Genomic DNA, 14,201 nt, shown 5'->3' on the forward strand with positions numbered 1-14,201 from the left:
AGAACAAAAAATAATTTTGTGAACAGGTGTTGACTTGGCGGATTATAAAGTTAACATATGTTCACATGAAGCATTTAAGGGAGCAATTGTTATGACTTTATTCTTTCGTTTGTTTAAAGACACCCTGGCCTTGATGATTGCGATTGCCGTGACGGTTTTGATCGTGGCGGGGCTTGGAAACAACGGTGAAAACCTGTTTTCCGTAATGCTGGCGTTTGCCTGCATGGTGCCTGTTATTGCCAGTGCTGCAGTTGCCATCAAGCGCGACTGGGATAATGGCGGGTTTGCGCACGCATTCTAAGGCTGTTCACTGGCGGTTGCATCTCGGCCCGCTTGCCCGCCTGTTGTCGTTACCGATTCCATCTCGGAGACCGGTAGCGACAATACCTGTTCTTCTCCCTCACTGCGTGCCAGCACCACGGTGACCACGCTGTCGCCCCAGACGTTGACCGCAGTGCGGCACATGTCCAGCACGCGATCGGTGACCAGAATCAGCCCAATGGCTTCTGCCGGCAGGCCGATGGCGCCAAGAATCACCGTAATCGCTACCAGTGATGCAGCGGGAATGCTGGCCACGCCGATGGAGGTGAGCAGGGCGGTGATCACAATCATGAACTGGGTGGTCAACGACAAGTCCATGCCGTAGGCCTGGGCAATGAACATGGCCGCCACGCACTCGTACAATGCGGTTCCGTCCATGTTGACGGTGGCACCCAATGGCAGCACGAAGCTGCTGGTGCGAGTCGATACACCGGAGCGTTTTTGTACACATTCCATGGTCAGAGGCAGCGTAGCGGCTGAACTGGCGGAGGAAAACGCGGTGAGCAGCGCTGGCGTCATGGCCTGAATATGGCGAAGTGGCGAGCGCTTGGTCGCCAGCGCAATCAGGATCGGCATGAAAACAAAAGCATGCAGGCCCAGTGCTACCAGTACGGTGAGGAAGAACCAGGCAAGCGGCTCAATGGCATCCATACCGGTGCGGGTTACCGTGGCGGCTATTAGCGCAAATACGCCCAGGGGCGTGAAACGAATGACCAGCATGGTGATTTTCATCACCACTTGGTAAATGCCATCGATAATGTTGCGCAGGCTCTGGCCGGAGGGGTTGCGTTCGGTTCGCAGAAAAAAACCGAACAGCAGCGAAAAGACGATCAGCCCAAGCATTTGGCCATTGGCGGCGGCCGCTATCAGGTTAGGCGGCAGCATCTGGCGGAGAATATCAGTGAAATCGCCGGCCCCGCGGCCTTCAATTTTGGCCAGCGCATCCTCGGTTTCTGTGGCCAGACCGAGTAATTCACGTGCGGGCTGATCGTTGATAATGCCAGGGCTGAACAGATTGACCACGATGAGGCCGATCAGCACGGCTACCAGAGTGGTAGTCATGTACAGGGCCACGGTTTTCAGGCCCATTCGGCCCAGATTCTGCCCATCACCGACGCCCACCATGCCGTTGATAATGGCTGTCACAATCAACGGAATGACGACCATTTTAAGGGCATTGATAAACAGGGTTCCCACCAGATCGTAGCCGCTGAGCACAGGCAGCCCGAGTAGCGTACTGGATTCGGTGGTGAAACTGCCTGCCAGTGCGCCGGCCAGCATGGCAATGAATATCTGGTGGTGTAATTTCACTGTCTCCCCCTGGTGGCCATCAATGGCCACCCCTGCCTTTGCTTATTCGATCCCTGAGAGTACCTGATCCTGTCTCGGTGCACAGTGGGGCAGTGCTACATCAAGGTTTGCAGGGCCTCCTTGTCATCCAGTCGGTTCAGCGTTGCCTGGTACGCCGCCTTGAGTTGTCGATCCGCCTCGACAGGGCCCAGCCGTTCGCATAGCAGTACATAGGTGCGGTTCAGTTGGTCTCGCAAGCTGGTCAAGGGTAGGGGGCTCAGTGATTGGTCCGGTGATTGTAGCCAGTATTCCATGGTCAGGCGGGTTTCGGCGCTAACGCTGGCCTGGCGCAGTTGTGCACCCAAATCCAGCTGTAACTGGCTGGCTACCCGTTTGCCAAGCCCTTGCCACAGGGCCTGGAGCAGGCACTGAAACGCATGGGTGCAGGGGTGCGCTTCGGTGTGGTTGTAGTTGCTGTTGGCCAATGGATCGGCGGCCAGTTCGCTGTCGGAAAGCGTCATCGCTTGCACCAGGCTCATGTGAATATGGTGGCGCCGTTCGCCCAGGTCGAACAGGCGACACAGATCGCTGACAAAGCCCTGCAGGGAAAAGCTGGGTCGCTCCGCGTAATGCTGCTGCCAGTGGCTGACCGCCTCCAGCAGGACCGGCTCATTCATGTAGGGCGTAAGGCCGGTGACGATAGCGCGCCGTCGACGCTGGACGCTTTGGTTGATGGGTGCGGAGCTCATGGGTGTTGCTCCTGACCGTGGGCCCTGTCTGGATTATAGGTTTCGCTGCTATAGAGCGTGTTCTGGGGAAATTCCGGGTAGCCGGTTTCGGCGTGCTCGCTGAGATCCAGTCCCCGTTGTTCATGCAGCGCCGGCGCCCGCAAGCCGGCAAGAATAGATACCAGCATGTACATGATTAGCGCGGTGAAGAATGCCCAGCCGAATGCCACGATCACGCCCAGCAGCTGCACCATCACACGTTGGCCATTGAACAGGTCGCCGTCATAGAAGAGGCCGGCAGCCAGGGTGCCCCAGGCGCCGGCGAAGGCATGTACAGGGACTGCACCGACCACGTCATCCAGGCGAAACGCGAGTAGGATTCGGGCACCGAAGGCCGCCAGCGCGCCAGCTACCAGGCCGGTGATGATGGCGAAGCCCGGTGTCATGACTGCGCAGCCGGCGGTCACCGCCACCAGCCCCGCCAGGCTGCCATTCACGGTTTCTGTCAGTAATACCGGGCGGCGACTTGCCATCCGGTAGATAACGCTGCCCACGGCACCGGCCGCGGCGGCCAGCTGGGTATTCAGGTTCACCTTGGCGATATCCACGCTGGCAGAGAGGGTCGAGCCCCCGTTGAAGCCAAACCAGCCGAACCAGAGTATGAAACCGCCCAATGCCACATAGGAAAGGTTATGGCCGGGAATGGTGCGTGGCTTGCCTTGGTTGTCGAAACGCCCAAGTCGCGGGCCTACCACCAGAATACCGGCCAGTGCACACCAGCCGCCGATACTGTGGACCACCGTGGAGCCGGCGAAATCAATAAAGCCCATCTGGGCGAGCCAGCCATTGCTGTTCCAGGCCCAGTTGCCGAACAGCGGATAAATAAGGCCGGTGATCACCACCGCGCCACACAAATAGCCCACGTAGCGGGTGCGCTCTGCCATGGCTCCTGAGGCGATGGTGGCGGCGGTAGCCGCGAACATGATCTGGAAAAGGAGCATGGCCCAGGTACTGCCATCGGCCTGGTTGAGCATGAACTGGTCCTGCCCGAACCAGCCATTGGTGCTGGTGCCGAACATCAGCCCGAAACCCACGGCCCAGAACACCAGTGTGCCGACACACAGGTCCATGTAGTTCTTCATGACCACGTTCAGTGAGTTCTTCGCCCGGCTCAGGCCGCTCTCAAGCAGTGCAAAACCCGCTTGCATGAAGAACACCAGCGCCGCAGCGATAGCAATCCAGACTGTATCGGTGGCGGTCAGGGTGTCGGCGTTGGCGAACTCGGGAAGAATCAGCAGAGAAAGCCAGTGATAGCGTCGCAGCAGCATAGCGGTGAATCCCATTCGTCATTGGTGATGAGAAGAGGGGACTGCAACCGCTGTGCCAGCGCGTATAGCCGATAGAATCAGGGCTTCTTAGTTCTTTTGTATTAACGGGTGCCCTGTTGTGGTGCTGAGGTTGTTTGTGGTGCGCGGGGTGCCCTATGCGGTGGCATCCACGGGCTGGCTTATCTGCCGGATAAGCTGGAGCTGTCGTTCAGACACTTTTTGCACCGACAGGCGAGGTCGCACCACCAGCTCCATGTCAGCAAATTCGGGGTGATGCTTGATCTGTTTCAGTGTTAATGGCTGAGGGTATAGGCAGGCAAACTGTATATCGGCCTGGTACCAGCGGGGCATCTCACGGGTGCTGCGTGGGTCATAGCCATCTGAAGCAGGGTCAAACTGGGTTGGATCGGGGTAGGGGGCGCTGGTGACGCGAGCTTCGCCAACGATGGCGGGCACCGCACAACTGGAATGGTAGATCAGCACCGTATCGCCGGCTTTCATTTCATCGCGTAGCCGGTTGCGAGCCTGGTAGTTGCGCACGCCATCCCAGCCACTGGTGGCATTTTTGCTGTTGCGCAGATCATCGATGCTGAAAGCATCCGGTTCTGTTTTTAATAACCAGATAGTGCTCACTCCTGAGGATGATGTTTGAGAAGGCACTCTTTGGCCTGGTTGATGCTGCCACAAATGTAAACGGGAAAGGCCGGCTTGTTAAGCTTCAACATCATATTGGCATAGGTACGGTTGAGTATACTTTCCAGGACCATGGCCTTGGCCTCGGTAATTTGCGCAAAATCCTCGCCACAGGAATAGCGCGCGGCGGTGTAATCCAGCCCTTTGATTTGGCCGACGTAGATGGTGAGCTGTTTACGCTGTTGGTGCTGATTGAACAAACGTAGCCGCTGCCGGTAAATGGACAATTGAACGCGCATATCCACCTGGGTGCCTTTCTTTAGCTCGACCAGGGCGAAGGGGCCCTCCTGCGTTACCGTAACCGCACTCATTACTGTCCCTTTACTGCAAGCGTGACAGGCTTTTATAACCGATTCTGTGCTAATCTTCAGCGCTTCTTTTTGCTGGTGTTCGTCAACGGTGCAGGATCAGGGGTGATCGGCGCAGTTGTCAGTAGCGTGTTGTCGGTGGAGTGTTGGTGGAGGTAGATGCGTGATCAGTTCGCAACAACAGAATGAGGCCATGGCCGCCCTGCAAACTGTCCGCGACTGTTTGCGTTTCGGCGAAAGCATGCTGCGCAGTGGCGGGGTGTTCTTTGGCCACGGTAACGATGACCCCTGGGATGAAGCCCTGGCGCTGTTGATGCATCAGCTGGCGTTGCCTCTACAGAGTGACCCTCGGATTCTCGATGCCCGTTTGCTGCCCTCTGAAATCAGTGGGTATGTGAGTCAACTGGTTAAGCGGGTGAATGATCGTGTCCCGGTTCCTTATCTGACCCATGAAGCCTGGTTTTGCGGCCTGCCGTTCTATGTGGATGAGCGGGTGCTGATACCGCGTTCGCCGCTGGCCGAGCTGATTGAGCAGTCCTTTACGCCCTGGGTCGATCCTGAGCGAGTGCATCGGGTGCTGGATTTATGCACCGGTAGTGGCTGTATCGCGATTGCCTGTGCCTACGCGTTTGAGCATGCGCAGGTGGATGGCAGTGATATCAGTGCCGAGGCCCTGGCCGTGTGTGAGGAAAACATCCAGCGTCATGGGCTTGGCGAACAGGTGCGGGCGCTACAATCCGATGGGCTGGCCGCGGTGGATGGCCCCTATGACCTGATTGTCTCCAACCCGCCCTATGTGGATGCCCAGGATATGGCGAATCTGCCAGATGAGTACCGCCATGAGCCGGAGCTGGCGCTGGCGTCTGGAGATGACGGTCTCGACTTCACGCGCCAGCTGTTACTGGATGCACCGGATCGGCTCACTGAAGACGGTGTGCTGATTGTGGAAGTGGGCAACAGTTGGGAGGCCATGCTGGCGGCTTGGCCCCAGGTGCCGTTTTTTTGGTTCGAATTCGAGCGGGGAGGGCATGGGGTGTTCATGCTTACCCGCGCACAGCTGCTAGAATACCGTGATGACCTGCTGGCTCATTGAGGCAGCCTTGCTGAAGAGCACCTTGTCAGCTTAAAGCGATTTAACGGGTTTTCGTGGCAGAGCATTGATTTCAATAATTTTTTAAGAGGGGCAGCATGTCCGGTAACAGTTTCGGTGAGCGTTTTCGCATTACCACCTTCGGTGAAAGTCATGGCCCCGCCCTGGGCGCTATCGTGGACGGCTGCCCCCCGGGCCTAGAAATCAGTGAAGCGGACCTGCAGGTTGAGCTGGACCGCCGTAAGCCGGGTACCAGCCGTTATACCACCCAGCGGCGCGAGCCGGATCAGGTAAAAATCCTCTCCGGGGTGTTCGAAGGCAAGACCACCGGCACGTCCATTGGCTTGCTGATCGAGAATACCGACCAGAAATCCAAGGATTACTCCAACATCGCCGGCACGTTCCGGCCTGGCCATGCGGATTACACCTACACCCAGAAATACGGTTTCCGTGATTACCGCGGCGGCGGACGTTCCTCTGCCCGGGAAACGGCCATGCGCGTGGCCGGCGGCGCCATTGCCCGCAAATTCCTGGAGCAGCGCCTGGGCATTCGTATCTATGGTGGCTGCACCCGGATTGGTGATGTGAAGGCCGAGTCCTGTGACTGGTCGGCGGTGAACAACAATCCGTTCTTCTTCCCGGATGAGAGTAAGGTGCCGGCCCTGGAAGACCTGATCAATGCACTGCGCAAAGACGGCTCTTCCATCGGTGCCCGCGTGGAAGTGTTTGCCGATGGGGTGCCGCCCGGTTGGGGCGAGCCGGTTTTTGATCGCATTGACGCGGATCTTGCCAAGGCAATGATGTCCATCAATGCGGTGAAAGGGGTGGAAGTCGGTGACGGCTTTGCCGTGGTGAACCAGCGCGGTGAGCAACATCGTGATGAAATGACCCCGGACGGTTTTTTGAGTAACCATGCCGGCGGCGTGCTGGGTGGCATCAGCTCCGGGCAGACCGTTCGTGTGGCCATGGCGCTCAAGCCCACCTCCAGCATTCTGATTCCCGGCAAGAGCGTCGGACTGGACGGTGAAGCTGCCGAGGTGGTGACCAAGGGGCGCCATGATCCTTGTGTCGGGGTCCGTGCTACGCCCATTGCCGAAGCCATGCTGGCTATCGTGCTGATGGATCACTATCTGCGCCACCGTGGTCAGAATGGGGATGTGGTGCCGCCGTTCGCACCGATTCCGGGCTGAGACAGCGCCAGACGCTGGAGGCTTGAGGCCAGACAAAGAAAACGAAAAGACGCTTGAGGCGAAGAATGGCGATTTTATGCTGATTAGCGTCAGGCGTCAGGCGTCAGGCGTCAGGCGTCAGGCGTCAGGCGTCAGGCGTCATCCCTGTCAAGCGCAAGGTTCCTCTTTCATGCCCTATTATTGGCGCCTTTCCGGCTTCTACTTTTTTTACTTCGGTCTGCTTGGCACGCTGGTGCCGTACTGGTCTCTGTACCTGAAAGACCTGGGCTTCAGTGCGGCTGCCATCGGCGCTCTGATGGCCATTCCCCAGCTCACCAAAATCGGCGCTCCAAATCTGTGGGGCTGGCTGGCTGATCGTAGCGGCCAGCGCCTGCGTATCATTCGTGCCGGCAACCTGCTGGCGGCCATCGTATTCCTGCCCGTATTCTGGGTGGACACATTCTGGTCCATGGCCGCGCTGTTGGTGTCTTTCAGCTTCTTCTGGAACGCGGTACTGGCACAGTTCGAAGTGCTCACTCTGCAATCTCTGGGTCGCCAGTCCCACCGCTACAGCCATGTGCGGTTGTGGGGGTCGGTGGGCTTTATTGTGGCGGTGTTGGTGCTGGGTGAAGTCCTGGACCGGGCCGGTACGCAGGTGCTGCCCTGGGTGCTCAGCGGGCTGTTGTGGCTACTCTGGCTGGGAACGCTGACCCTGCCTGCGGGCAATGCACCGCGAGCGCAAGCCGGGGGGGAGGGAACATCAGTCTGGCAGATCCTGTGTCGCCCGGCGGTAAGCCTGTTTCTGGTGGCGGCTTTTTTGATGCAGCTGTCTCACGGGCCGTACTACACTTTTTACAGCATCTATTTGGAAGACCTGGGCTTTAGCAAGTTCATTGTCGGTTTGTTGTGGTCTCTGGGGGTGGTGGCGGAAGTCGGGCTGTTCCTGATCATGCATCGCCTGCTGGCACGCTTTCATATCCCCTGGCTTCTGGTGGTAAGCCTGCTGCTGGCGTCGCTGCGCTGGCTGATGATTGGTGTTGCTGGCGATGCCCTGTGGCTGTTGGCGCTGGCCCAGCTGTTGCATGCGGCCAGCTTTGGCAGCTTTCATGCCGCCAGTATTGCCTGGGTGCACCGTCAGTTTGGGGAAGCGCTGGCAGGCCAGGGGCAGGCGCTGTACTCCAGCCTGGGCTTTGGCGCTGGCTGGGCTGCCGGGGCGGGCTTGTCGGGGTTGTTGTGGCAGCAATGGGGCGTGCTGTTGTTTTTTGTGGCGTCTGCGGTGGCGGTGGCGGCGGCGGCGCTTTTGGTTGTCGGTGGCGTTACCCGCGCGCCCCGCTAGGCGGCTGGGGCCGCCGCCTGCCGTGTGTTCACATAACCTGGCTACGCAGGGCGCGCAGGAAGGCCTTCGCCGCGTTGGACTGGCTGCGGGCCGGGTGCGTGACGACACCCAGCTGGCGCTGCGGCAGTGGCGCATCCACAGGCAGCTGCACCATGCCCCGATCCACCATGGTGGCGGGCAGCACGCTCCAGCCCAGACCGATGGACACCATCATGTGAATGGTTTCCAGGTAGTTGGTGGACATGGCGATATCCAGCTTCAGGTTATGCTCATCGAACAGCCGCTCCACGATGCCGCGGGTAAAGGTGATCGGTGAAGGCAGGATGGCGCTGTGATCGGTGAAGGCTTCCAGGGTCAGGTTTTCCTGCTTCGCCAGCGGGTGTTCCGGTGCGCACATGAACACCAGCGGGTCGTTCCAGATGACTTCGCTGTGCAAGCGCTCATCCGGCTGCGGGGGCAGGGTGACCACCCCCATTTCCAGCTCCCCGTGCAGTACACCTTCCCAGGCTTCTTCGGAATCGATGAAATGGATGTCCAGCTTCACCAGCGGGTAATCCCGGGAAAACTGGCGCAGAACCGGTGGCAGTCTGTGCAGTCCAATATGGTGGCTGGTGCCGATTCGCAATTTACCGCCCACTTCTCCGGATAAATCGTGAATGGCGCGGGCCATGTCTTCCACGTCCATCAGTACCTGGCGTGCGCGCGGCAGCAGTGAGCGACCGGCTTCCGTCAGTTGGATCTGGCGGCCCACACGATCAAACAAGCGGGCCTCAAGCTGTTGTTCCAGCAGGGCAATCCGTTTGCTGATGGCAGGCTGAGTGATGTACAGGCGCTCAGCTGCGGCAGAAAATGAGCCGGTTTCGGCAACGGCCATAAAGGCGGTTAGCGTTGGGGTGTCGATCATTCCCGGGGCATCCACAGTGTCGGTACAGGGGATAATAATTGGTTATCTTAAAAATGAAAAATATGAATTGGATTTATTGATGGCGTAGTTCTACATTAATTACCAGTGAGAAACCAGCCCCAGTGATAAACCCGCTTGTAGTTGTGACAATATGCTGCGGCACTACGCTACGGTTCAGGAGAAAGACATGGCAGGCAAAACCCTCTATGACAAATTGTGGGAAGCCCACCTCGTTACCCAGCGCGAAGATGGCTCTGCGCTGATCTATATTGATCGCCAGATCATCCATGAGGTGACCTCGCCCCAGGCGTTTGAGGGCCTGCGCCTGGCGAGTCGTCAGCCGTGGCGGACCAGTGCCAGTGTGGCCACCATTGATCACAACGTGCCGACAACCCCGTTCAAGAGTGCCGCCGACATCGCCGATGACACCTCGCGGATTCAGGTGCAGACGCTGCAAGACAATACCCGTGAATTCGGTATCACCGAGTTCGGAATTGGCGATGTACGCCAAGGCATTGTGCATGTGATGGCGCCGGAGCAGGGTGCTGTGGTGCCGGGCATGACGGTCGTTTGTGGTGACTCCCACACCTCCACCAACGGTGCGTTGGCCTGCCTGGCCCACGGTATTGGTACCAGTGAGGTAGAGCACGTCTTGGCCACCCAGACGTTGGTGGCCAAGAAAATGAACAATATGCGCGTTTCTGTTGAGGGTGAGCTTGGTCCCGGCGTCACCGCGAAAGACGTGGTGCTGCATATCATCGGCGTGATTGGCACCGCTGGCGGTACCGGGTATGCGCTTGAATTTGCGGGCAGTGCCATGCGCAGCTTGAGCATGGAAGGACGCATGACGGTCTGCAACATGGCCATCGAGGCCGGCGCCCGAGCGGGCATGGTGGCGGTGGATGATGTGACCATCGATTATGTGAAAGGCCGCCCGTTTGCCCCGAAGGGTGCGGATTGGGACAAGGCGGAGGCCTACTGGCGTACGCTGGTTTCTGATGCCGATGCCCGCTTCGATGAGGAGGTCAACATTGATGCGGCGGACATCAAGCCCCAGGTGTCCTGGGGCACCAGCCCGGAAATGGTGGTGCCGGTGGATGCCAACTTGCCGGACCCGGCGGCGGAGAGCGATGAAGTCAAACGCTCAGGCATGAGCCGTGCTTATGAGTACATGGGCCTGACGCCAGGCATGCCGGTGACGGACATCAAGGTGGACCGGGTCTTTATCGGGTCTTGCACCAATTCGCGCATCGAAGACCTGCGCGCCGCGGCGGAAGTAGCCAAGGGCCGTCAGAAAGCCGGTAGCGTCAAGCAGGTATTGGTGGTGCCGGGCTCCGGTCTGGTCAAGCAGCAGGCGGAGAAAGAAGGCCTGGACAAGGTCTTTGTGGCGGCAGGCTTTGAGTGGCGTGAGCCGGGTTGTTCCATGTGTCTGGCCATGAACCCGGACCGACTGGAAGCCGGCGAGCACTGCGCTTCCACCTCGAACCGTAACTTCGAAGGGCGCCAGGGTAATGGCGGCCGTACGCATCTGGTCAGCCCGGCCATGGCGGCAGCGGCGGCGGTGGCAGGCCATTTCGTTGATATTCGCGAACTCGATCAGGCATAAGGAGCAAACCCATGGAAAAGTTTGTGCGTCATGATGGTCTGGTTGCTCCGCTTGATCGTGCCAATGTGGACACCGACCAGATCATTCCAAAGCAGTTTCTCAAGTCCATCAAACGGACCGGTTTCGGGCCCAATTTGTTTGACGAATGGCGTTATCTGGACGAAGGCTTTCCGGGTCAGGACAACAGTGCTCGCCCACTGAATAAGGACTTTGTGCTGAATCAGCCTGTCTATCAGGGAGCCAGCGTTCTACTCACCCGGCGCAATTTTGGCTGCGGTTCCAGCCGTGAGCATGCGCCCTGGGCGTTGATGGATTTTGGCTTCAAGGCGATCATCGCCCCGAGCTTTGCCGATATCTTCTACAACAACTGTTTCAAAAACGGGTTATTGCCCATCGTGTTGTCGGAGGATAACGTGGAAGCCCTGTTTCAGGCTGTTAATGGCAAGGAAGGCTATCGGATCACTATTGATCTGGAAGGCCAGCAGGTGATCCCCGAAACCGGAGAGCCGCTGCCTTTTGAGATTGATGAGTTCCGCAAGCACTGTCTGCTGAATGGTCTGGACGAAATTGGCTTGACCCTGAATGAAGCGGATGCGATTCGAGCTTACGAAAAAGGTCGCATGGAACGCGAACCCTGGGTTTTTGCCGACCATTAAAAGAATAACCAAGGAGGTTGTATGTTGCGTTTACTTTCGCTGTCGCTGGTTTCGATGTTGATGCTGGCTGGCTGTGCATCCACAGGCATGTATGACGCCCCCACCGGGGAGCAGGCGGCCACGTTGAGCGTGGATAACCAGCTGGCGGCCCCGACGGCGCAGGGCGAAGATGCCGGGTGGCAGATGCCCACCAGTAGCGAAGCCAAGGCATCCCTGTTCAAGGTGGATGGCGAGCGCATTACTGAGCAAGCGGGCGCGCAGAGTGTGCAGATTGAAGCCGGAAAGCATTCAGTGGAAGTGTTTGCTGACCAGGCGGGCATTCTTCGTTTCGGCAAGTTCCGCCACAACTTCGCACAAGGTGGCATCTATCAGGTTCGCATCAGTGCCGCTGAGGGCAAGAAAGATTACACCCTGGAGCTGGTAAAGGCGTCCGCGCCGGATGATGTTCTGGTAACCAAAGACTTTTAATCGCCCGCAAGGGCAGTAGTAGACAGGAAGCAGTAATGAGCAAGGTGTTGGTGTTGCCCGGTGACGGTATTGGCCCGGAGATCGTGAAAGAAGCGGTCAAGGTGCTGAACGTGGCCAAGCAGAAGTTCGGGCTCGAGGTGGAGCTGGATGAAGCCCTGGTCGGGGGCGCAGCGGTGGATGCGGAAAATGACCCGCTTCCGGAAGGTACGCTGGAAAAAGCCCGTGCCGCCGACGCTATTTTGTTCGGCTCCATTGGTGGTCCGAAATGGGACACCATTGAACGCGACAAGCGCCCCGAGCGTGGCCTGTTGCGTTTGCGCTCGTCACTGGGGCTGTTTGCCAACCTGCGCCCGGCCATTCTGTTTCCGCAACTGGCGGATGCCTCCAGCCTGAAACCGGAAGTGGTATCCGGGCTGGATATCCTGATTGTGCGCGAGCTGACCGGTGGCATCTATTTCGGTCAGCCTCGCGGTATCAAGGAAGAAAACGGCGAGCGTGTAGGCTTCAACACCTATGTCTACACCGAGTCGGAAATGCGCCGGATCGCGAAAGTGGCCTTTGAACTGGCCATGAAACGTGACAAGCGCGTGCTGTCGGTGGACAAGGCCAACGTGCTGGAAGTCACCGAACTCTGGAAAGAAGTGGTCACCGAGGAGGCAAAGGCCTACCCGGAGATCGAGTTGTCACACATGTATGTGGACAACGCGGCCATGCAACTGGTGCGTGCGCCGAAACAGTTTGATGTGATTGTCACCGGCAATTTGTTTGGTGACATTCTCTCCGATGAAGCCGCCATGCTCACCGGCTCCATCGGGATGTTGCCCTCCGCGTCACTGGATGAAAACCGCAAGGGCTTGTACGAACCCTGCCACGGCTCGGCACCGGACATTGCCAGCCAGGGCATCGCCAACCCGCTGGCGACCATTATGTCGCTGGCCATGCTGATGCGTTACAGCCTGGAGCGTGGTGATGTGGCTGATGCCATTGAAGCCGCTGTAGAGCGTGTTCTTGATCAAGGGCTTCGTACTGCGGATATCTACACCGAGGGCACTCGCAAAGTGGGCACCGAAGAAATGGGCAACGCCGTCGCGGATGCTTTGTCACAAGCATGACTGAGGCATGACGCACAGGCGCACACGCGCATTGATTCACTGATAGAAAGGGCAATCCTTTCAGGAGACAGTTTCTAATGAAGAAAGTCGGTTTTGTCGGCTGGCGTGGCATGGTGGGTTCCGTATTGATGGAGCGCATGACTGCCGAAAATGATTTTGCAGATATCGAACCGGTCTTTTTCTCGACCTCCCAGGTTGGACAGGCTGGCCCGGACGTGGGCAAGGATATTCCGGCCCTGGGCGATGCCAAGAATATTGATGAACTGAAAGCGCTGGACGTGATCGTGACCTGTCAGGGTGGCGATTACACCAGCGAGGTTTACCCCAAGCTGCGCGAAGCGGGCTGGGATGGCTACTGGATTGATGCAGCATCCACGCTGCGTATGCAGGACAACAGCGTCATTGTGCTGGATCCGGTGAACCGTTCCGTGGTGGATTCTGCTCTGGACAGTGGCACCAAAGACTTTGTGGGTGGCAACTGTACCGTGAGCCTGATGTTGATGGCTCTGGGCGGATTGTTCAATGAAGGGCTGGTGGAGTGGGCGAGCGCCCAGACCTACCAGGCCGCGTCCGGTTCTGGTGCACAGAACATGCGTGAGCTGATTGCCCAGATGGGTAAGATTCACGGCGATGTTTCCGATAAATTGGCGGATCCTGCCAGTGCCATTCTGGATATCGATCGCCAAGTGGCGGCAAGCATGCGCAGCGATGCCATGCCCCGTGAGCACTTCGGCTTCCCGCTGGCCGGTTCCCTGTTGCCCTGGATCGACAAGGAAATGGAGAACGGTCAGAGCAAGGAAGAATGGAAAGCCCAGGCGGAAACCAACAAAATTCTCGGCCGTAGCGGCAATCCGATTGCTCTGGATGGCACCTGTGTGCGTATTGGTGCCATGCGTTGCCACGCCCAGGCGTTGACCGTGAAGCTCAACCGCGATGTACCCATGGACGAAGTGAACGACATCATTGCCAAGTCCAACGACTGGGTGAAAGTGGTGCCGAACACCAAGGAAGAGACGCTGCGGGATCTCACCCCCACCGCCGTGACCGGTACCCTGGGGATTCCGGTGGGCCGCCTGCGCAAGCTGAACATGGGCGGCGAGTTCCTCAACGCCTTCACCGTGGGTGACCAGCTACTGTGGGGTGCGGCTGAACCGCTGCGCCGTATGCTGCGAATTCTTCTCGAGCGCTAAGC

15 protein-coding genes are annotated in these 14,201 nt (G+C 58.3%); 9 read left to right on the forward strand and 6 right to left on the reverse strand.

The window, feature by feature from the left end; translation table 11 throughout:
* Positions 1 to 34: 34 nt before the first annotated feature.
* Entirely contained in the window at positions 35 to 301 is a 267-nt protein-coding gene (locus COA55_RS13240; protein ID WP_290502548.1) for a hypothetical protein, read from the forward strand.
* Here COA55_RS13240 and COA55_RS13245 read toward each other — a convergent pair.
* The 5 genes from COA55_RS13245 to COA55_RS13265 form a co-directional block, all read right to left on the reverse strand.
* Complete coding sequence (locus tag COA55_RS13245; protein WP_290502549.1) at positions 298 to 1,632, reverse strand: dicarboxylate/amino acid:cation symporter; 1,335 nt, start codon at positions 1,630 to 1,632, stop codon at positions 298 to 300. The genes COA55_RS13240 and COA55_RS13245 overlap by 4 nt on opposite strands.
* A gap of 95 nt (positions 1,633 to 1,727) precedes the next feature.
* On the reverse strand, positions 1,728 to 2,360 hold the full coding sequence (locus COA55_RS13250; RefSeq protein ID WP_290502550.1) for a hypothetical protein: 633 nt from the start codon (positions 2,358 to 2,360) through the stop codon (positions 1,728 to 1,730).
* Positions 2,357 to 3,667 (reverse strand): ammonium transporter, encoded by a 1,311-nt coding sequence (locus COA55_RS13255; protein WP_063518818.1) that lies wholly within the window; start codon positions 3,665 to 3,667, stop codon positions 2,357 to 2,359. The genes COA55_RS13250 and COA55_RS13255 overlap by 4 nt, the downstream gene beginning before the upstream one ends.
* Before the next feature lie 153 nt (positions 3,668 to 3,820).
* Positions 3,821 to 4,300: an EVE domain-containing protein gene (locus tag COA55_RS13260; protein ID WP_063518819.1), complete on the reverse strand. Its 480-nt coding sequence runs from the start codon at positions 4,298 to 4,300 to the stop codon at positions 3,821 to 3,823.
* Complete coding sequence (locus COA55_RS13265) at positions 4,297 to 4,671, reverse strand: hypothetical protein (protein ID WP_063518820.1); 375 nt, start codon at positions 4,669 to 4,671, stop codon at positions 4,297 to 4,299. The genes COA55_RS13260 and COA55_RS13265 overlap by 4 nt, the downstream gene beginning before the upstream one ends.
* Before the next feature lie 160 nt (positions 4,672 to 4,831).
* On the opposite strand from COA55_RS13265, the gene prmB reads away from it, so the two are divergent.
* From prmB to COA55_RS13280, 3 genes are all read left to right on the forward strand, one after another.
* Positions 4,832 to 5,761 carry a 50S ribosomal protein L3 N(5)-glutamine methyltransferase gene (gene prmB, locus COA55_RS13270; RefSeq protein ID WP_063538321.1) on the forward strand — a complete coding sequence of 310 codons (930 nt, stop codon included), beginning with the start codon at positions 4,832 to 4,834 and terminating at the stop codon, positions 5,759 to 5,761.
* Positions 5,762 to 5,856: 95 nt separating this feature from the next.
* On the forward strand, positions 5,857 to 6,948 hold the full coding sequence (aroC, locus tag COA55_RS13275) for a chorismate synthase (protein ID WP_290502551.1): 1,092 nt from the start codon (positions 5,857 to 5,859) through the stop codon (positions 6,946 to 6,948).
* Between the two features lie 169 nt (positions 6,949 to 7,117).
* Positions 7,118 to 8,263, forward strand: coding sequence for an MFS transporter (locus COA55_RS13280; RefSeq protein WP_290502552.1), 1,146 nt, complete (start codon positions 7,118 to 7,120; stop codon positions 8,261 to 8,263).
* 28 nt (positions 8,264 to 8,291) lie between these two features.
* On the opposite strand, the gene COA55_RS13285 is transcribed toward COA55_RS13280, so the two are convergent.
* The gene (locus COA55_RS13285) at positions 8,292 to 9,167 is read right to left on the reverse strand and encodes a LysR family transcriptional regulator (RefSeq protein WP_082872387.1); all 876 of its coding nucleotides are present in this window, start codon (positions 9,165 to 9,167) and stop codon (positions 8,292 to 8,294) included.
* Positions 9,168 to 9,354: 187 nt separating this feature from the next.
* Between COA55_RS13285 and leuC the strand changes: the two genes are divergently transcribed.
* The 5 genes from leuC (at position 9,355) to asd (ending at position 14,199) form a co-directional block, all read left to right on the forward strand.
* A complete protein-coding gene (gene leuC, locus COA55_RS13290) occupies positions 9,355 to 10,773 on the forward strand; it encodes a 3-isopropylmalate dehydratase large subunit (RefSeq protein ID WP_290502553.1) in 1,419 nt (472 codons plus the stop codon).
* An 11-nt stretch (positions 10,774 to 10,784) separates the two neighbouring features.
* Positions 10,785 to 11,429, forward strand: coding sequence for a 3-isopropylmalate dehydratase small subunit (gene leuD, locus COA55_RS13295; RefSeq protein ID WP_063519625.1), 645 nt, complete (start codon positions 10,785 to 10,787; stop codon positions 11,427 to 11,429).
* 21 nt (positions 11,430 to 11,450) lie between these two features.
* On the forward strand, positions 11,451 to 11,897 hold the full coding sequence (locus tag COA55_RS13300; RefSeq protein ID WP_290502554.1) for a hypothetical protein: 447 nt from the start codon (positions 11,451 to 11,453) through the stop codon (positions 11,895 to 11,897).
* A 35-nt stretch (positions 11,898 to 11,932) separates the two neighbouring features.
* Positions 11,933 to 13,009 carry a 3-isopropylmalate dehydrogenase gene (gene leuB / locus COA55_RS13305; RefSeq protein WP_290502555.1) on the forward strand — a complete coding sequence of 359 codons (1,077 nt, stop codon included), beginning with the start codon at positions 11,933 to 11,935 and terminating at the stop codon, positions 13,007 to 13,009.
* 77 nt (positions 13,010 to 13,086) lie between these two features.
* Complete coding sequence (gene asd, locus COA55_RS13310) at positions 13,087 to 14,199, forward strand: aspartate-semialdehyde dehydrogenase (RefSeq protein ID WP_063521567.1); 1,113 nt, start codon at positions 13,087 to 13,089, stop codon at positions 14,197 to 14,199.
* The last annotated feature ends 2 nt before the right edge of the window (positions 14,200 to 14,201 follow it).

Source organism: Alcanivorax sp. (genome assembly GCF_002733835.1).
Taxonomy (GTDB): domain Bacteria; phylum Pseudomonadota; class Gammaproteobacteria; order Pseudomonadales; family Alcanivoracaceae; genus Alcanivorax.

Bases quoted from the DNA above. Each gene is read 5' to 3' on its own strand.
- COA55_RS13250 (WP_290502550.1), bottom strand. From the start codon at position 2,360: ATGAGCTCCGCACCCATCAACCAAAGCGTCCAGCGTCGACGGCGCGCT.
- COA55_RS13255 (WP_063518818.1), bottom strand. From the start codon at position 3,667: ATGCTGCTGCGACGCTATCACTGGCTTTCTCTGCTGATTCTTCCCGAG.
- COA55_RS13265 (WP_063518820.1), bottom strand. From the start codon at position 4,671: ATGAGTGCGGTTACGGTAACGCAGGAGGGCCCCTTCGCCCTGGTCGAG.
- aroC (WP_290502551.1), top strand. From the start codon at position 5,857: ATGTCCGGTAACAGTTTCGGTGAGCGTTTTCGCATTACCACCTTCGGT.
- COA55_RS13280 (WP_290502552.1), top strand. From the start codon at position 7,118: ATGCCCTATTATTGGCGCCTTTCCGGCTTCTACTTTTTTTACTTCGGT.
- COA55_RS13285 (WP_082872387.1), bottom strand. From the start codon at position 9,167: ATGATCGACACCCCAACGCTAACCGCCTTTATGGCCGTTGCCGAAACC.
- leuC (WP_290502553.1), top strand. From the start codon at position 9,355: ATGGCAGGCAAAACCCTCTATGACAAATTGTGGGAAGCCCACCTCGTT.
- leuD (WP_063519625.1), top strand. From the start codon at position 10,785: ATGGAAAAGTTTGTGCGTCATGATGGTCTGGTTGCTCCGCTTGATCGT.
- COA55_RS13300 (WP_290502554.1), top strand. From the start codon at position 11,451: ATGTTGCGTTTACTTTCGCTGTCGCTGGTTTCGATGTTGATGCTGGCT.
- leuB (WP_290502555.1), top strand. From the start codon at position 11,933: ATGAGCAAGGTGTTGGTGTTGCCCGGTGACGGTATTGGCCCGGAGATC.
- asd (WP_063521567.1), top strand. From the start codon at position 13,087: ATGAAGAAAGTCGGTTTTGTCGGCTGGCGTGGCATGGTGGGTTCCGTA.